Annotated in this window: 15 protein-coding genes and 1 tRNA gene; 5 read left to right on the forward strand and 11 right to left on the reverse strand. The window is 34.2% G+C overall.

Annotation, left to right across the window (positions count from 1 at the left end; genetic code table 11):
• Positions 1-110: 110 nt before the first annotated feature.
• Positions 111-184: transfer RNA gene (locus tag AC9UEH_RS04290), tRNA-Ile, on the reverse strand.
• 75 nt (positions 185-259) lie between these two features.
• The gene (mce, locus tag AC9UEH_RS04295; RefSeq protein WP_509528784.1) at positions 260-664 is read right to left on the reverse strand and encodes a methylmalonyl-CoA epimerase; all 405 of its coding nucleotides are present in this window, start codon (positions 662-664) and stop codon (positions 260-262) included.
• Between the two features lie 142 nt (positions 665-806).
• Here mce and rbfA point away from each other — a divergent pair, with 142 nt between their 5' ends.
• Both rbfA and AC9UEH_RS04305 read left to right on the forward strand, forming a co-directional pair.
• Positions 807-1199, forward strand: a complete 393-nt coding sequence (gene rbfA, locus AC9UEH_RS04300; RefSeq protein ID WP_509528786.1) for a 30S ribosome-binding factor RbfA — start codon at positions 807-809, stop codon at positions 1197-1199.
• 1 nt (position 1200) lies between these two features.
• Positions 1201-2400, forward strand: coding sequence for an ABC transporter permease (locus tag AC9UEH_RS04305; RefSeq protein ID WP_509528788.1), 1200 nt, complete (start codon positions 1201-1203; stop codon positions 2398-2400).
• A 297-nt stretch (positions 2401-2697) separates the two neighbouring features.
• On the opposite strand, the gene dusB is transcribed toward AC9UEH_RS04305, so the two are convergent.
• The 3 genes from dusB to AC9UEH_RS04320 are packed head-to-tail and all read right to left on the reverse strand — an operon-like array spanning position 2698 to position 4300.
• A complete protein-coding gene (gene dusB, locus AC9UEH_RS04310; RefSeq protein WP_509528790.1) occupies positions 2698-3690 on the reverse strand; it encodes a tRNA dihydrouridine synthase DusB in 993 nt (330 codons plus the stop codon).
• 35 nt (positions 3691-3725) lie between these two features.
• Positions 3726-4070, reverse strand: coding sequence for a DUF5615 family PIN-like protein (locus tag AC9UEH_RS04315; protein WP_509528793.1), 345 nt, complete (start codon positions 4068-4070; stop codon positions 3726-3728).
• Positions 4070-4300, reverse strand: a complete 231-nt coding sequence (locus AC9UEH_RS04320) for a DUF433 domain-containing protein (protein ID WP_509528795.1) — start codon at positions 4298-4300, stop codon at positions 4070-4072. Before AC9UEH_RS04320 ends, AC9UEH_RS04315 begins: the two co-directional genes overlap by 1 nt.
• 536 nt (positions 4301-4836) lie before the next feature.
• Between AC9UEH_RS04320 and lepA the strand changes: the two genes are divergently transcribed.
• Together lepA and AC9UEH_RS04330 are read left to right on the forward strand one after the other, a co-directional pair.
• Entirely contained in the window at positions 4837-6633 is a 1797-nt protein-coding gene (lepA, locus tag AC9UEH_RS04325; protein ID WP_509528798.1) for a translation elongation factor 4, read from the forward strand.
• Positions 6634-6792: 159 nt separating this feature from the next.
• Positions 6793-10854: a T9SS type B sorting domain-containing protein gene (locus AC9UEH_RS04330; RefSeq protein WP_509528800.1), complete on the forward strand. Its 4062-nt coding sequence runs from the start codon at positions 6793-6795 to the stop codon at positions 10852-10854.
• A 1-nt stretch (position 10855) separates the two neighbouring features.
• Here AC9UEH_RS04330 and AC9UEH_RS04335 read toward each other — a convergent pair whose 3' ends face one another.
• From AC9UEH_RS04335 to AC9UEH_RS04360, 6 genes are all read right to left on the reverse strand, one after another.
• Positions 10856-11296 (reverse strand): LexA family protein, encoded by a 441-nt coding sequence (locus tag AC9UEH_RS04335; RefSeq protein ID WP_509528803.1) that lies wholly within the window; start codon positions 11294-11296, stop codon positions 10856-10858.
• Positions 11287-12561, reverse strand: a complete 1275-nt coding sequence (locus AC9UEH_RS04340; protein WP_509528805.1) for a Y-family DNA polymerase — start codon at positions 12559-12561, stop codon at positions 11287-11289. The genes AC9UEH_RS04335 and AC9UEH_RS04340 overlap by 10 nt, the downstream gene beginning before the upstream one ends.
• Positions 12562-12658: 97 nt before the next feature.
• A complete protein-coding gene (locus AC9UEH_RS04345; RefSeq protein ID WP_509528808.1) occupies positions 12659-12781 on the reverse strand; it encodes a FeoB-associated Cys-rich membrane protein in 123 nt (40 codons plus the stop codon).
• A 6-nt stretch (positions 12782-12787) separates the two neighbouring features.
• Positions 12788-14887 (reverse strand): ferrous iron transport protein B, encoded by a 2100-nt coding sequence (gene feoB / locus AC9UEH_RS04350; RefSeq protein WP_509528810.1) that lies wholly within the window; start codon positions 14885-14887, stop codon positions 12788-12790.
• Entirely contained in the window at positions 14884-15126 is a 243-nt protein-coding gene (locus tag AC9UEH_RS04355; protein ID WP_509528812.1) for a FeoA family protein, read from the reverse strand. Before AC9UEH_RS04355 ends, feoB begins: the two co-directional genes overlap by 4 nt.
• Before the next feature lie 136 nt (positions 15127-15262).
• Positions 15263-15928 carry an SCO family protein gene (locus tag AC9UEH_RS04360; protein WP_509528814.1) on the reverse strand — a complete coding sequence of 222 codons (666 nt, stop codon included), beginning with the start codon at positions 15926-15928 and terminating at the stop codon, positions 15263-15265.
• Between the two features lie 162 nt (positions 15929-16090).
• Between AC9UEH_RS04360 and AC9UEH_RS04365 the strand changes: the two genes are divergently transcribed.
• The gene (locus tag AC9UEH_RS04365) at positions 16091-18157 is read left to right on the forward strand and encodes a M13 family metallopeptidase (RefSeq protein WP_509528816.1); all 2067 of its coding nucleotides are present in this window, start codon (positions 16091-16093) and stop codon (positions 18155-18157) included.
• The last annotated feature ends 47 nt before the right edge of the window (positions 18158-18204 follow it).

An 18204-nucleotide genomic window follows, 5' to 3' on the forward strand; every position in this document is an offset into this window, starting at 1 on the left:
CTTCATTTTCCAAAAAATTTGTGGTCCCACTTGGAATCGAACCAAGCACCTACTGTCCCGAAAGCTTTCGGGAGAGTCAGATGCTCAACCTTCATTTTCCAAAAAATTTGTGGTCCCACTTGGAATCGAACCAAGCACCTACTGATTATGAGTCAGTTGCTCTAACCGAATGAGCTATAGGACCTTTAATAATTTAAACAAAGCAACTATTCAAATTTTAGAACTGCAAAACTACTGTATTTATTTCCAATTATCAAAATTAATCCTTGATTTCTTGACACAATTCTATCAAAACACCATTGGTACTTTTAGGATGCAAAAAAGCAACTAATTTATTGTCAGCACCTTTTTTAGGAACTTCATTCAAAACGATGAATCCTTCTGCTTTTAATCGGGCAATTTCCGAAACGATGTCTTCAACATCAAAGGCAATGTGGTGAATTCCCTCGCCCTTTTTTTCGATGAATTTCGCAATAGGACTTTCTGGATTTGTCGCTTCTAAAAGCTCGATTTTGTTTGGTCCATTCATAAAAAAGGAAGTATTTACTCCCTCACTCGCCACTACTTCTGATTTATACGCTGGAGCGCCAAAAAGTTTCTCAAACACTAAATTTGAAACTTCAAGACTTTTAACAGCAATTCCTATATGTTCTATTTTTCTCATTTTATAGTTGATTTTTAATCGATTTTAGATGAATCGAAAATAAATAGTAAAATTAGTGCTTTTATTGCCAAACAAAGATAAAAAATTGTATCGCTTTGCGACTTTGAAACGTTGGAACTCAAAAAAATTGTATTTTTGCAGCATGGAAACAAATAGACAGAAAAAAATAGGCGGTGTAATCCAAAAAGACTTGGTAGATATTTTGCAAGGTGAAATACGAAAAAATGGAATTTCTAATTTAATTATTTCCGTTTCCAAAGTAATTGTAACAACAGATTTATCCGTCGCAACGGTGCATCTAAGTATTTTCCCTCAAGAAAAAGCAGCAGAAACATTGGTGGCTATTCGGTCCAATACCAAATTAATCAAACACGATTTATCGCAAAGAGTAAAACTTCAATTGCGAAAAGTGCCAAATTTGACTTTCTTTATCGACGATTCTTTGGATTATATTGAGAAAATTGACAATGCATTGGCATCAAAAGAAAATCCAATTGAAAATCGGGAACTTTTAGAAAAACGAAGAAAAACATAATTTGAACTTCCCTTTTTACATAGCCAAACGCTACCTGAAAAGTGCCAATAAAAACAATGCAATTAACATTATTAATGGCATTGCTTCCCTTGGGATTATTGTTAGTTCGATGGTTTTGTTTGTGGTTTTATCTATTTTTAGTGGCTTGGTAAATTTTAGTTTATCATTTAGCAACGACTTTGACCCCGACTTAAAAATCAGTAGCACTTTAGGTAAATCCTATACTATTTCCCCGCAACAAGAAAAAGAAATCAAGACTATTGATGGCGTTGCCTCTTTTAGTAAAATAGTTGAGGAGCGGGTGCTTTTTATGTTTGACGGAAAAGAACAATTTACCTATTTGAAAGGCGTCGACGCTTCTTTTACGAATGTCAGTAATGTCAAGAAAAGTCTTTTTAACGGACAATGGCTAAGTCCAAAAACATCGCAAGTTGTAGTAGGTTATGGCATTTCCCAAAAATTATCTTTAGGGATATTTGATTTCAATAACGCATTTGAAGTATTTGCGCCAAAACCTGGCAAAGGAAACATCGAAAATCCAGAAGATGCTTTTACTAAAATAGGATTAATTCCTGTTGGTATTTATGCCGTTAGCGAAGAATTGGACTCTAAATATGTATTTTCAGATATTGAAGTGGCAAGAGAATTACTCGGTTTTCAGCCCAATCAAATTACTACTTTAGAACTAAAACTGAACCCCAATGCTGACGAAAATCGAGTCAAGGAACAACTACAAACACTATTTAACCATAAAATTACCATTAAAAATAGAACGCAATTAAATGATGCGTTGTATAAAATGTTGAACACCGAAAATACCGCCATTTATTTGTTATTTACACTCGTAATAATTCTGACATTATTCACACTTGCGGGCGCTATTATCATGATGATTTTAGACAAACGAGGAAATCTTAAAACGCTTTACAATCTGGGAACAGAAGTAAAAGATTTAAGAAAAATATTCTTGCTTCAAGGAACTTTGTTAAGTGTTTTGGGAGGCGTTTTGGGACTTGTTTTAGGGATTATAATTGTTTTAATCCAGCAACAATTTGAAGTAATTATGATTACGCCTTCCCTTGCTTATCCTGTGGCGTTCCTATTTAAAAATGTATTAATTGTATTGACAACTATTGTTTCATTAGGGTTTATAGCTTCGTTGATTGCGAGTAGTCGGGTGAGTAAGAAATTATTGGAATAAAATATCGCCACGAATTCACGAATTTTATAAAGTTAAAATTCGTGAATTCGTGGCGAAAAAGTTTAAAATTTATTGTTGTCCGCTTAAAAAATGTATAGTCCCTACGGGACAAAAATTCAACTTCATAACTACTTATTTACCAACATATAATCTCTACGAGATATACTCCGATAGGAGTTAAATATTGGTAGAAAAAAATAGTTGTTATTCTTGAAGATGTCCCGTAGGGACTATACTTGTTGAGATTATCTGATTGTGTATCGTTTATATCGGACAAATATGTTTTAAATTATAGTTTTACACAAACTGATAATCCGAATAAGCTTCTTCAATTTCATTTAAAGTGGCAAATAATTCTTCGGGAGTACTGAGAGTAACCAGCTTTTGTCGGTGTTCTTTAAAGGATTGAATTCCTTTGAAATAATTTGAATAATGAGGACGCGTTTCTACAATTCCCAATCGCTCGCCTTTCCATTCCATTGCCCATGTAAGGTGATTACGCACTGCTTCTACCCGATTAACAACGGTTGGTTTTGCTAAATGTTCCCCTGTTTTGAAGTAATGTTTTATTTCATTGAAAATCCAAGGATACCCAATAGCGGCTCGACCAATCATAATTCCGTCGATGCCATATTCGTTTTTATATTTTAATGCTTTTTCTGGCGAATCAACATCACCGTTTCCGAAAATTGGCATGGTGATTCTTGGATTGTTTTTTACTCGAGCAATGTGCGACCAATCGGCTTGTCCCTTATACATTTGAGCGCGTGTTCTAGCATGAATAGATAAAGCTTGAACACCAATATCTTGCAAACGTTCGGCAACCTCATCAATATTAATAGAAGTATCATCCCAACCCAAACGCGTTTTTACGGTTACAGGAAGATTGGTGCTATCTATAACGGCTTTTGTCAAGCGAATCATTAAATCTACATCTTTTAAAACTCCGGCACCAGCGCCTTTGCAAACGACTTTCTTAACGGGACAACCAAAATTAATATCAATTATATCTGGATTTACGGTGGTTACAATTTTGGAGGACATCGCCATAGCTTCTTCATCGCCACCAAAAATCTGGATTCCAACGGGGCGTTCATAATCGAAAATATCAAGTTTCATTCGGCTTTTTATGGCATCGCGAATTAATCCTTCGGAAGATATGAATTCCGAATACATCAAATCGGCTCCGTGTTGTTTGCACAATCTGCGAAATGGTGGGTCGCTCACATCTTCCATTGGTGCGAGAAGTAAAGGGAAATCTGGTAATATTATGTTGCCAATTTTTATCAAAAGAGATTCTTTATAAAGTTTAAAGAAATTATAGGTTAAAATTTTCTAATTCTAATGTTTTTGGTGGTAATTACTATAAAAGAATGTTCTTCAACATGGTGATTTCGTAAAAAATTAATTAGAATTGATTCTATTTTTTCAAGTTCTAGATAATGATACCGCAATAAAATTACTGAAACTTTTTTTTGATTATATGCAAAAACTAAATCTCCAAAATCCTTATCTTCTGTTAAAATTATTTTTGGTGGATTTTGAGCAAATTCAATTATTTCTTTGTCAAAAATACCTCGAAGGTTATCGAAAACTGAAAAGGTTTCAATGTTTGCCAATCGCAACTTCTCAATAATAAGAACAGGAATGTTTTCGTCAGCAATAATCATTAGGAAACTTCTAAAAGGTCTTCGTTTGCAATAATATTAGAAGCATATTCCAAACTTGCAAATATTTGACTATTTGTTAAGTGTGGGTATATTTTTAACAAACTTTCTGTAGAAATACCTTCGGACAATTTTTTTAGAATTATTTCAACGGTAATTCGAGTCCCTTTAATAATAGGCTTTCCTGCCATTATTTCTGGATTTCTAATGATTACGTTTTGAAAATTGTTCATGCTTATACTTATTAAAAAAAACAAAAGTACGAATTTATTTTTAATGATTTTGAATTATAGACGCGTGCGACGCTTTGAAAGTATTTTAATTTCTACATATTTATCAACTTTCCTAAAGTTGTCAAATCTAATAAAATCAAAAAAACTATCTTTGCATATTAATTGCGTACGCGTGAGATTTGAGATTAAGAGGAGGACAGCAAGTGGCTGTCAGGTACTTTATAAACAAAAGCTAGTCGAGTGAGGGCAATGTCATTAAGTTAAGGGATTTTTTGTCATTTCGACCAACGGGAGAAATCACATAAGTTGCTCTCGCTATGTGATTTCTCCTTTGTCGAAATGACAAAATTATAGGGTATTTATTCTTAACTTAATGACATTGCGCGTGAGGGATAGCAGCGGCATCCCACGCTTTTTAGCGTGGATAAAGCGGATAGCCCGACCCGTAGTTGCGAGGAGGAACGACTAAGCAATCTTAAGGGTCACGCCCTAAAACAAATTCGGGTTAACCTAAATAAAATTGATACCAACAAAGAATGAAACATATTAGAAATTTTTGCATTATTGCACACATTGACCACGGAAAAAGCACGCTTGCGGATCGATTATTGGGGGCGACTCAAACGGTTACAGCTCGGGAAGAAAAGGCACAATTGCTAGACAATATGGACTTGGAACGCGAACGTGGGATTACGATTAAGAGTCACGCGATTCAGATGGAATATACCTATAAAGGGCAGGAATATATCCTGAATTTGATTGATACTCCGGGACATGTGGATTTTTCTTATGAGGTTTCTCGGTCGATTGCGGCTTGTGAAGGGGCGCTTTTGATTGTGGATGCAGCGCAAAGTATTCAGGCACAAACAATTTCGAATTTGTATTTGGCGCTGGAGAATGACTTGGAAATTATTCCAATTTTGAACAAAGTGGATTTACCAAGTGCAAGTCCTGAAGAAGTTAGCGATGATATTGTGGATTTATTAGGATGCAAATTAGAAGAAATTATTCATGCTTCGGGTAAAACTGGTTTGGGTGTCGAAAATATTTTGGCGGCTATTATCGAGAGAATTCCTCCCCCAAAAGGAAATGTTGATGAGCCGTTACAAGCCTTGATTTTTGATTCGCATTACAATCCGTTTCGTGGAATTGAGGTTATTTTTCGTGTGAAAAACGGACAAATCAAAAAAGGTCAGAAAATTAAATTTATGGCTACTGGAAATGAATATTTTGCGGACGAAATTGGTACTTTAAAATTAAATCAAGTGCCAAAATCGGTTATTTCTGCTGGTGATGTTGGGTATTTGATTTCGGGAATTAAAGAAGCAAAAGAAGTAAAAGTAGGAGATACGTTGACGGATGCAAAAAACCCAACAACGAATAGCATTAAGGGTTTTGAAGATGTGAAACCAATGGTTTTTGCTGGAATTTATCCTGTGGACACCGAAGATTATGAAGAGCTGAGAAACTCGATGGAAAAATTACAATTGAACGATGCTTCTTTAGTGTTTTTACCTGAAAGTTCGGCAGCTTTAGGATTTGGTTTCCGTTGCGGATTCTTGGGAATGTTGCACATGGAAATTATCCAAGAACGTTTGGAAAGAGAGTTTAATATGACGGTGATTACAACGGTTCCAAACGTTTCGTATTTGGCTTATACCAAGAAAAATCCAGAAACGCCACTTATTGTAAATAACCCTTCCGACTTGCCGGAACCTTCTCGTTTAGAGAGAGTTGAGGAGCCTTTTATTAAAGCGACCATTATTACAAAATCGGATTTTGTGGGCAATGTAATGAGTTTGTGTATTGAAAAACGTGGGTTGATTACGAACCAAACCTATCTTACAACGGAACGTGTTGAATTGACATTTGACATGCCATTGGCAGAAATTGTTTTCGATTTTTATGACCGTTTGAAAACCGTTTCTAAAGGATATGCCTCGTTTGATTATTCCCCAATTGGATTGCGGACTTCGAATTTGGTTAAAGTTGATATTTTGTTGAATGCCACCATTGTGGATGCTTTGTCCTCGTTAATGCATGTTGATAATGCCTATTCAATTGGTAAAAAAATGTGTGAAAAACTGAAAGAATTAATTCCACGTCAGCAATTTGACATTCCTGTTCAGGCAGCGATTGGGGTAAAAGTTATTTCACGTGAGACGATAAAAGCGTTGCGAAAAGATGTAACTGCCAAATGTTATGGTGGTGATATTTCGCGTAAACGTAAATTATTGGAAAAACAGAAAAAAGGTAAAAAACGAATGCGTTTGGTTGGAAATGTAGAAATTCCTCAAGAAGCATTTATGGCGGTTTTGAAATTGAATGATTAATCCCATCCTAAATCCTTCCCAAAGGGAAGGACTTTGTTGAAATAAATAGAAAACCCGATGATGAAAGTTATCGGGTTTTTCGTTTTTAAGCACATATAAATAAATTTTCTGACTTTTTATTTAATAAATTTTAGTACTTTTATGTAAAGAAACTCCCCAATGAAAATTAAGTTTTTTTTGTTGTCCTTTATTATTCACTCGTTTGTGTTTTCACAAGGAATTGTTATTGATACAACTGCATTAAGTGTTCCGAATTTGGTTCATACCGTTTTGATGCAAAACTCGTGCTCGAACGAAAATAACTTTATTTATTCGTCACATCGAGGAATCGGTAATTTCACCAATACAAATCCGTCTTTCCCATTTACAAATGGAATAATAATCAGAAATGGAATTGCAAAATATACCCAAGGTACGTATACAGGATTAAATTTAAGTAGCCAATTAAACACTTTTAGCGATCCCAATTTACAGCTAATTAGCAATGCTGGTTTGCAAACTGGCAGAATTACAGATGTAGGATTTATTCAATTTGATTTTACCCCGCTATCGAGTAGCTTTAATTTTGATTTTGTATTTGCCTCCAATGAATATGGCCAATATCAATGCGGATTTAGCGATGTTTTTGCTTTTTTATTGACTGACTTAACCACTAATGTTCAAACCAATTTGGCTGTAATTCCAAGCACAACAACACCAATATCTGTAAAAACCATTCGCAATAGCGCCTTTAACAGCTCCTGCTTGTCTAATAATGCCAATTTATTTTCTCGTTACAACGTTGCAAATCCCGCTACTTCTGCAATAAATATGCGGGGAGAAACTGTCCTCTTAACAGCGTCGTCACCTGTTATTCCAAACAGAACATATCGCATAAAATTAGCCATTGGAGATTATTACGACAGTAATTATGATTCTGCAGTTTTTATCAAAGGAGGCAGTTTTACAACCTCTGCGAATTTAGGTCCCGATAAAACAATTTGCCAAGGTGAAAGGGTGCTTATAAATAGTGGAATCAACCCCCCATTTATCATTTCTTGGACACGCAATGGCGTCATAATTCCTGGTCAAAATAGCGGAAATTTATTGGTAACCCAACCCGGCACTTACGGAGTGATTGGAAGTCTTCCATCTTCCGGTTGCAGTATTACAGATGAAATTATTATTACAGATCTTTCTATTCAATCCCTAAATAATTTATCCGTTTGTAATTCCGGAGCAATGACTTATCAGTACGATTTAACACAAAACAATATAGCAACTTTAGGTTTAAACCCAACAGATTATTCTATTTTGTACTTTGACTCTTTGGCTAATGCAAATGCTAATACGCCTCAAATTCCCTTAAATCAATTGACATCCTATTCAAGTGCTGCTGGACAAACTATTTATGTGAAAGTTATGCATCTTACCAATGGAAATTCTATTTGTGATACTATACTTACTTTTGATTTGTTAGTTAACACACCCGTTATAGCGGCAACTCCAATTAATTTGCCTTTGTGTGCCGATGCATCAGGAAATAATACCTTTGATTTAACGAGTCAAACCGCTTTAATTTTGAACGGGCAACTTGCTGCAAATTATACCGTTACCTTTTTTAGCTCACAAATAGACGCCCAAAACAATACAAATCCAATTTTAAACCCAACTTCCTATTTAACAACACTTGCACAATCGCCACAAACCGTTTGGGTTCGGATGAATTCTGTCTTGAATACAAATTGTATTGATGTAACAAGTTTTACAATAACCGTTTATCCTAAGCCCATAGTTGATATGCTGCCAAATGTAATTGAATGTCACAGTTATTTTCTCCCAATTATAACAAATGGAAACTACTATACTGGTGCAAATGGAACTGGAACAATGCTTCACGCAGGCGATGAAATTCTCATCAATGGTACCTATTATATTTTTAATGGTCCCGATGTAAATGGATGTTCAAATGAAAGTTCCTTCACAATTACTTTGATAGACCAGCTCGTTTTCCCATTAACCGCATGTGGAAGTTATTTTGTTCCTGGACCACCTGTTGGAAACTTTTATACAGGAATTAGTGGAACTGGAACACAATTAGTGGCAGGCGCAGCATTAACGAGTAGCCAAACTATTTATTATTATGCTGTTATCAATGGGATAGTATGTAGAGACGATACGTTAAATATTTCTGTTTTCCCCTTGCCTCTTGTTGATACTGTTCAAGATGTAACAACTTGTACCTCATATATTTTGCCCATACTTCTAAATGGAAATTATTTTACAGCTCCGGGCGGTCTCGGAACTCCTTTATTTGCGGGAAATGCTATTGGTTACAGTCAAACATTATATGTTTATGCTTTTAATGGTCAATGCTCAAATGAAAAAACATTTACAGTTACTATTGTAAACACCTCGATATATACCCCAATAACTCGTTGTGGTGGATTTATACTTCCTGCAATTTCAATTGGAAATTATTATGATAGCCCTTTGGGAGCAGGCACAATTATTCCTGCTGGAACACTAATCACTACTTCGCAAACGGTATATTATTATGTGGCCACAACTTCATTTCCAAATTGTACCGATTTCTTAAATTATGCAATAACAATTATCTCTTTACCGCCTGTGGATTCTCCGGTAAACCGTTTAGAATGTACAAATTATACGTTGCCCGCTTTAATTAATGGTAATTATTTTACTACAACTGGCGGAATTGGTCCTTTGAATGCAGGCAATGTTATTCCAACAACACAAACACTTTATGTTTATGCCGTTTCATCGCTTGGATGTACTAATGAAAAGTCGTTTACAATAACTATTAGACAAAAACCATCAATAGATTTACTCACTGATGTATTTTCTTGTACCTCCTTTGTACTTCCTGCTTTAACAAATGGAACTTATTATACCGCAACAAATGGTCCAAACGGTGCAGGAACCATAATTCCAGTTGGAACGGTCATCAACTCAAGTCAAAGAATTTTTATTTATAATTCTTGGCCGGATTTTTTAAGTTGTAGTAATGAAAGTTTTTTTAATGTAGATTACAGCGGGATTGATGTGGGCACTTTTGCAGATGTAAATGTTTGTGATAGTTATACATTACCAGCCCTTACCATTGGTGACTACTATTCTCAGCCTGACGGGGTAAATCCAATTCTGCCAGGAACTGTTTTAACCACTTCTCAAAGAATTTATGTATACAAAAGTGTTGGAACTCGTTTGACTTGCTCAGATCAGGATGATTTTTTAGTAACCATCACTAGGACACCTGTTTTGCCAAATTATCCAAATGTTGATGGTTGCGGAAACTACATTTTGGGGGCTTTGCCATCAGGTGCAAATTATTTTTCTGGAATTAATGGCACCGGAACTCCTTATATAGCAGGGCAAAGCATTACTGCTTCTCAACAAATTTACGTTTATGAAACAGCTGTTACAAATGCCACTTGTTTCAATCAAAAAACTTTTGCAATTGCTGTGTATCCTTTTAAAAACTTAGTTATTAGGGGCGGAACAATTTGTGTAGATAATGTAACCGGGTTATTAGTTCGGCCGTATTTATTAATTTCGGGTTTAAACCCAAGTATTTACACTGTTAAATGGTATTTAAATGGCGTATTAATGGGAACTGGGGCAAATTATAATGCGTTACAAGAAGGAACTTACGATGTGGTTATTGTGAAAAATACACCAAATATCGGAAATGATTGTGGTTATAATCCAACTACGGTCGTTGTAGATAAATCAAGTGCTCCAATTGCAACAGTTGCCGTTTCTGGAGCTTTTGAAGATAGTATTGATGTAATTGTAACTGTCACAGGAGGCATTGGAACATATGAATTCCAAATTGATGGCGGTTCATTTCAAACGGATACTGTTTTCCATGATGTTGCTTCTGGAACACACACAATAAATATCAAAGATACGAAAGGAAATTGTGGTGCCATTTCTTTACTTGCTCATGTAATAAAATACCCTAATTACTTCACACCCAACGGCGACAGTTATCATGACACATGGAATATTGTTGATTTGGCTTTTCAACCTGATGCTGTACTTTATATCTTTGATCGCTATGGAAAATTCATAAAAGAACTCAAAACAAACGGTCCAGGATGGGACGGAAATTATAACGGGAACCCACTTCCGTCAACCGATTATTGGTTTCAGATTTTTTATAAACTAAATGGAACTAGTCAAGAATTCAGGTCTCATTTTAGTATGAAGCGATAATTTAAACTTTTTTTATCACGTAAGTCACTATTCCCCATATAATCAATTCATTTTCTTCTGTAATTTTTATAGGAGAATAATTGGGGTTTTCGGGCATGAGATACAGACATTCTTTTTCTACGAGAATACGTTTTACTGTAAATTCCCCATCAATAAAACAAATTGCAATTTTATTGTTTTGAGGTTCTAAACTTCTGTCAACAACCAAAACATCTTTGTCGTTTATGCCCGCATCAATCATAGAATTACCTTTAACCTTTATATAAAAAGTAGCCAATTGATTTTCGCTTAATTCTTTATTTAAGTCAATGTTTGTTTCCATAAAATCGGCTGCTGGAGATGGAAATCCTGCCGAAACGCCCTCTTTAATGAAAGGAATTATTAGTTCACTATCAAAATCAGGCAATAAAAAAGTAAGTTTTATGTTTTTGTTTATTGACATTTTATCTCAAGAATATCTTTAAAATTAGTAGTAAATTTTGGTGACAAATGGTTTTGGTTCATGTTCCAAGTAAGGTTTAAATTTTGCGAAGCCAACTTCACTTTTTTGTCCCCTAACTTTTTATTTAAAAAATCAATCGATTTCATTAATGCCAAATGTTTTGGATTTTCCTCTTCAAATAATTGAAATTGTTTTTGGTCTTCTGGTATAAATTCAGTGACAATTACACCCGCTTTTTTAAACTTTATATTTTCATTTCCAACATATAATTTTTTCAATATTGCAATGGCGGTATTGGAAATAGTTATCGTAGAATTTGTAGCAAAAGGTAGCGTAACAGCCATATTAAAATAATATTTAGATGTTTTAATGGTATGTCTATCAATCACCAACATTACTATTATTGTATGGCAACATGAATTTTGTTTTCGTAATTTTTCTGCGCAAATTGAAGCAAAAGTAGCAACCCGTTCCCTTAATAAATCAAAATCAGATATTTGTTTCGGAAAACTTCTTGTGGTGGCGATACTTTTTTTCTGATTTGGAATAGGTTCCAAATCTAAGACAGACTTTCCTTCCAATTCGTATTTTAGTCGAAGTCCTACAACACCCAATTCTTTTTTAATCCAATTTTCATGCTGCGGTTGAATAAAATCGAAAGCCGTGTTAATGTTTCGAAGTTTTACTTTCTTGGTAGTCCTATTTCCAATGCCCCAAACATCTTCAATTTTAGTCCATTTTAAAGCTTTAATACGTTTTTCATCGGTATCAATCGTATAGACTCCAGAGGTTCTAGTTTGAAATTTTTTTGCAATTTTATTGGCCACTTTTGCCAATGCTTTCGTGGGTGCAAAACCAACACAAACTGGGATTCCAACCCATTTTAGAATCCTGTTTTTCATTAGAATTCCATAAGAATCAAAATCTAAAACTGACATTCCATCAAAATTTAGGAACGCTTCATCAATACTATAAATTTCTAAATTTGGTGAAAATTGACCTAAAATTGACATTACGCGATTGCTTAAATCACCATAAAGAGCATAATTAGAAGAAAACACAGAGATATTTTTTTCCTTAATTAGCTCTTTGATTTTGAATAACGGAATGCCCATCGGAATGCCAACTGCTTTGGCTTCATTGCTTCTGGAAATTACACAACCGTCATTATTGGATAATATGACGACTGGTTTCCCATTGAGTTTCGGTTGAAAAACACGTTCGCAGGAAGCATAAAAATTATTACAATCAACTAAAGCATACATAGTACAAAACTAATAAATAAGCAAGAATTAGGACGCTAGACTCTCGTTAATTTTTTAGAATTGTTAATAAAAAAAGATAGGGGAAATGACTTCAAAACTAATGACAACCACAATCATCAGGACCGCAGTTTTTTGAGTTTTTTTTCTTGAAAAAGAATTTTTTAATCAAAAAAGCAATTGCGGTTCCCAGTGCGATAAAAGCGATTATTTCTTGAGCCATCAGTAACTATTTTAATATTTGAAAAGCAATTAAGGCAACAATATATGCCAATCCACTCATGAAAATAAGTTGTCCCAAAGGCCATTTCCACGAATTCGTTTCTTTCTTGGTAATTGCCAAAGTACTTGCGCACTGCATTGCAAAAGCATAGAACAATAACAAGGAAATTCCAGATGCAAAATTGAATATTTTAGTGCCTGTTTCTGGATTAATTTCAGCCCCCATTTTATTTTTTATAGTATCTTCATTTTCATTGCCTCCAACACTATAAATGGTTGCTAAAGTTCCAACAAAAACTTCTCTTGCGGCAAATGAACTGATGATTGCAATTCCTATTTTCCAATCGTAACCCAATGGAGAAATAGCGGGTTCAATAGCTTTTCCCATAATTCCGATGTAAGAATTTTCTAATTTATAAGCCGCTACTTTATTCTTAAATTCTAATTTTGAAAGACCTATATTTTCATTTTTTGCGGTTAAAATAACTTCCGCATTATTGAATTTTTTGCCAGGACCATAAGACGCCATAAACCATAATACGATTGAAATGGCAAGGATTATTTTTCCGGCTCCAAAAATAAACGCTCTTGTTTTTTCAACTACATTAATGGCAACATTTTTAAACATTGGTAATTTATAGTTTGGCATTTCAACCACAAAAAAGGTTTTGCCTTTAATTTTCAAAATCTTATTTAAAATGTAAGCGGAAAAAATAGCCATTCCAAAACCTATAAGATACAACAACATTAAAGTCAATCCTTGCAAATTTAGAAAGCCAAATATTCTAGTATCTGGGATTACCAACGCAATGATAATGGCATAAACAGGCAATCTTGCAGAACATGTTGTGAAGGGCGTAACCAAAATTGTTATCAATCTTTCTTTCCAGTTTTCTATATTTCTGGTTGCCATTATTGCTGGAATTGCACAGGCTGTTCCTGAAATTAAGGGCACGACGCTTTTCCCAGAAAGTCCAAATTTTCGCATTATTTTATCCATCAAGAACACTACCCGACTCATGTAACCGCTTTCTTCGAGAATAGAAATAAACAGAAACAAAAAGGCTATTTGTGGAATAAAAATTAAAATTCCGCCAATTCCCGGTATTATTCCTTGAGAGATTAAATTTGTTAAAACTCCCTCAGGCATGGATTCATTTGCAAAGGTACTTAATGTTGCGAAAGTAGTATCTATAAATTCCATTGGCACTTTTGACCATTCAAAAATAGATTGAAAAATAACAAATAAGATGATGAAAAAGATAAAATAGCCCCAAAATTTATGAGTTAAAACACGATCTAATTTGCTTCGGAAATCTTTAGCAATTGAAGTATCAATTTTATGTCCAACTTTCAGGACATCATTTATAAATTGGTACCTTTTAATAGTTTCTTTTTGTTGCAAACGCTTCAAATCAGAATGTGATTTGGTATAGGAATTTCGGATTTCATTACGTTCCAAATTCATAAAATTCACGTCTTGCGTAATGACCAACCACAATTTATAAAGTAGTTGATTTGGGAATGTTTTTCGTAGCATTTCAAAGTATTCCGTGTCAATGCTTGACGCGTTCAAACAAGGTTCGCTTGAAAGGAAATTATAATTTATTATTAAATTTTTTAATTCCTCAATTCCATACCCTTTTCTTGAACTAATTAATACAATCCTGGTTTTTAATTGTGATTCTAAGTAGGGAATATCAAGAGAAATGCCTTTAAATTTCATCCTATCCGCCATATTTATGACTAAAATAGTTGGAATTTCAAGGTCTTTTATTTGCGTGAAAAGCAATAAGTTCCGTTTCAAATTTTCTACATCGGTAATAACAAGAGCAACATCAGGATATAATTTATCGTTTTTATTTAACAACAATTCAATGACAACATTCTCATCAATAGAACTCGCATTTAAGCTATAGGTTCCTGGCAAATCTAGAATATTTGCTTTTATTTTTGACGTCAATTTGCAAAAACCAATCTTTTTTTCGACCGTAATTCCTGGGTAATTTCCAACTTGTTGGTTCAAACCAGTCAATTGATTGAAAACCGAGGTTTTCCCCGTATTTGGATTTCCAATTAAGGCAACATTTATGTTTTTGCTACTCATTTTGAGTTGGATTTTAAAATTTCAACTTCAATTTCTTTAGCAGTTTCAATCCGAATGGCAAGATGCGAGCCATTAATATTTAAATATAAAGGATCTCCAAAAGGGGCAATTTGAAGTAATTCAACCACATTTCCTGGCAAACAACCCATTTCCAATAATTTTAATGGAATAGTATCGATGTCGAAATCTTTGATGATTGCTTTTTCACCTTTTTTAAGAGAATTTATCGTAGTTCGCAAACCTTATTTAGATTGAATTTAGATTACAAAAGTAAATATAATAATATTCAATCGAATGATAATTATCAGTTTTATGACATTTTTAAGCAAATGTTGTTTTGAATTTATTAGAAAGGAAATCTATCTATTGACTAGATTACTCGGAACACAAAAAATTAATATCTTCAATTAAGCGCTGAATATCTTCTTTTTTGGTACCATCGTAAAATCCACGCACACGTCTTTTTGAATCAACTAAAACAAAATTTTCAGTATGAACCATATCGTATAATTCATTTGGCTTGCCTAATTTTACTGCTAAATAGGACTTTCTTGCCATGGTATATATTTGTTTTTTATCACCCGTAACCAAGTTCCATTTACTATCAATAACTCCGTTTTTTATAGCGTACTTTTTCAGAACAGAAACGCTATCTGTTTCAGGGAAAACCGTGTGAGAAAGCAACATTACTTTTGGATTATTGATAAATGCTTTTTGAATTTCAACTAAATTAGTAGTCATTTTTGGGCAAATAGAACCACAGGTTGTAAAGAAAAAATCAGCAACATAAATCTTGCCTTCATAGTCCTTTTGAGTAATTATTTTACCGTTTTGATTTGTAAATGAGAAATCAGCAATCGCGTGGTATTTACTAATATATTGAACCGTAGAATCTACCAATTCAGGGTTTACCATTGAAGGATTATAAATTGGAAGCATCTTTTTTGGCTTTAAAGCCGAATAAAAAAGGGCTAATATAATAGCCGAAAGCACAATCACAACACTTAGAAACAATTTGTATTTTCTTAGAATAGAAAGCATTTTTAATTTTTCACAAATTTACGAAAGTAAAATAGCCGAAAATAATTTTTTCCCCCATTATTTTAAATTAATCATTTTAAATGAGGTGTAAATTTAAATTTTATCAATTTAACATAAATTAAAAATAAAATTAATATTTTTGATATCTAAATAATTTAAAACATGAAAATACAATTGTACAAAAAAATGATGTTCGTAATTCCAGCTTTAATTGGATTTGCAAATAGTAATGCTCAAAAAGCGGTTACCCAAAAAGAGCCAGGAATAAATGTTTCTTTTATGGATAAATCGGTTAAGCCAAACCAGGATTTCTTTAAATTTGTAAATGGAACGTGGCTTAAAAACACTGAAATCCCTGCCGATAAAACGCGATGGGGAAGTTTTGATGAATTGCGTCAAAACACCGATAAAGATGCCTTGGCGATTTTGAAAGAAGCAGCAACAAATCCTAAATACAAATCCAACACGGATCAAGGAAAAGCCATCAACATGTACAAAGCCGCAATGGATACTGTGGCAAGAAACAAACAAGGAATTGCTCCATTAGCTCCTTATTTGGCTAAAATTAATGCAGTGAAAAACATTAAGGATTTGCAAAAATTAATGATGGAAACCGAAGCACAAGGCGGTGGAGTTGGATTTTTTGGTGTTGGTGTTGGTGCCGACGAAAAAAATAGTACTAGAAATGTAGTAAGCGTCGGTCCTGGAGGATTAGGTTTGCCAGATCGTGATTATTATGTTTCTGACGAAAAAGATTCAAAAGAAAAAAGAGAAAAATATGCACTTCATGTTGCAAAAATGTTATTGTTTTTAGGTGAAAAACCAGAACAAGCAAAAAGCGACGCGGATAAAATTCTTGCATTAGAAATCCAAATGTCAAAACCAAGATTAGACAGAGTGGAACGTCGTGACAGCAAAAAACAATACAACCCAACTGCAATTGCAGATTTGCAAAAAATGCTGCCAGCAGTAGATTGGAATACTTATATTAAAGGAATTGGCTTAGCTAAAGTCGATACAATTATCGTTTCACAACCGAGATATATGAATGCGTTGCAAACTATTTTTACCGAAAATAAAGTAGAAGATTGGAAAGCTTACATGCGTTGGATGTTATTGAGAGGGGCTTCGGGTCAATTATCAACTGCTATTGAAACTGCCAATTGGGATTTTTACGGAAAAACTTTAACGGGTGCTTTAAAACAAAGACCTCGCCATGAAAAAGCACTTCAAGTCGTAAACGGAACCGTTGGTGAAGCTTTAGGAAAATTATATGTAGAAAAAATGTTCCCTGCAGAAGCAAAAATCAAAGCCTCAAAAATGATTAAAAACGTTATGAAAGCGTATGAAATCAGAATTAATAATTTGACTTGGATGTCGGCAGAAACAAAATTGAAAGCTATTGAGAAGTTAAATAAATTGACAATTAAAATTGGTTACCCAGACAAATGGGAAGATTATTCTGCTTTAATTGTAAATAGTCCAGAAGAAGGTGGAAGCTATTTTGAAAATTTGAGAAATGTCTCAAAATGGGGTTGGAAAAAAGATTTAGACAAAATGGGCAAGCCTGTTGACAAAACAGAATGGGGAATGTCGCCTCAAACTGTAAATGCCTATTACAATCCTTCGTATAACGAAATTGTATTCCCAGCAGCCATTTTACAACCACCTTTTTATAATTACCAAGCAGATGAAGCGGTTAATTATGGTGGAATTGGCGCTGTTATTGGACATGAAATTTCTCATGGATTTGATGACCAAGGGGCGACTTATAACGCCGATGGAAACCTAATTGATTGGTGGACAGCAGAAGATTTAACTAAATTTACGGCACTTGGAGGATCACTTGCAGATCAATATTCTGCATTGGAACCATTGCCAGGAACTCACGTTGATGGTAAATTTACATTGGGGGAAAACATTGGGGATTTAGGCGGAGTAAATGCTGCTTACGATGGGTTATTATTGGATTTAAAAGAAAATGGAAATCCAGGTTTAATTGATGGTTATACTCCTGAACAACGATTCTTTATTTCTTGGTCAACAATTTGGCGTTCAAAAATGAGAGATGAAGCTTTGAAAAATCAAGTAAAAACAGACCCACATTCTCCAGGAATGTACCGTGCGTATGTGCCAATTCAAAATGTAGATGCGTTCTATTCTGCCTTTGATATTAAAGTGGGCGACGGAATGTATGTAACTCCTGAAAAGCGTGTGAAAATTTGGTAAAACCTATTTTTATTAACTATAAAATCCCATTTTGTTTCAAAGCAAAA

This window comes from Flavobacterium sp. (assembly GCF_040402835.1).
In the GTDB taxonomy this organism is placed as follows: domain Bacteria; phylum Bacteroidota; class Bacteroidia; order Flavobacteriales; family Flavobacteriaceae; genus Flavobacterium.

Bases quoted from the DNA above. Each gene is read 5' to 3' on its own strand.
- AC9UEH_RS04320 (WP_509528795.1), bottom strand. From the start codon at position 4,300: ATGAACAATTTTCAAAACGTAATCATTAGAAATCCAGAAATAATGGCA.
- lepA (WP_509528798.1), top strand. From the start codon at position 4,837: ATGAAACATATTAGAAATTTTTGCATTATTGCACACATTGACCACGGA.
- feoB (WP_509528810.1), bottom strand. From the start codon at position 14,887: ATGAGTAGCAAAAACATAAATGTTGCCTTAATTGGAAATCCAAATACG.
- AC9UEH_RS04345 (WP_509528808.1), bottom strand. From the start codon at position 12,781: ATGGCTCAAGAAATAATCGCTTTTATCGCACTGGGAACCGCAATTGCT.
- AC9UEH_RS04315 (WP_509528793.1), bottom strand. From the start codon at position 4,070: ATGATTATTGCTGACGAAAACATTCCTGTTCTTATTATTGAGAAGTTG.
- AC9UEH_RS04360 (WP_509528814.1), bottom strand. From the start codon at position 15,928: ATGCTTTCTATTCTAAGAAAATACAAATTGTTTCTAAGTGTTGTGATT.
- AC9UEH_RS04330 (WP_509528800.1), top strand. From the start codon at position 6,793: ATGAAAATTAAGTTTTTTTTGTTGTCCTTTATTATTCACTCGTTTGTG.
- rbfA (WP_509528786.1), top strand. From the start codon at position 807: ATGGAAACAAATAGACAGAAAAAAATAGGCGGTGTAATCCAAAAAGAC.
- AC9UEH_RS04365 (WP_509528816.1), top strand. From the start codon at position 16,091: ATGAAAATACAATTGTACAAAAAAATGATGTTCGTAATTCCAGCTTTA.
- AC9UEH_RS04335 (WP_509528803.1), bottom strand. From the start codon at position 11,296: ATGTCAATAAACAAAAACATAAAACTTACTTTTTTATTGCCTGATTTT.
- AC9UEH_RS04340 (WP_509528805.1), bottom strand. From the start codon at position 12,561: ATGTATGCTTTAGTTGATTGTAATAATTTTTATGCTTCCTGCGAACGT.
- mce (WP_509528784.1), bottom strand. From the start codon at position 664: ATGAGAAAAATAGAACATATAGGAATTGCTGTTAAAAGTCTTGAAGTT.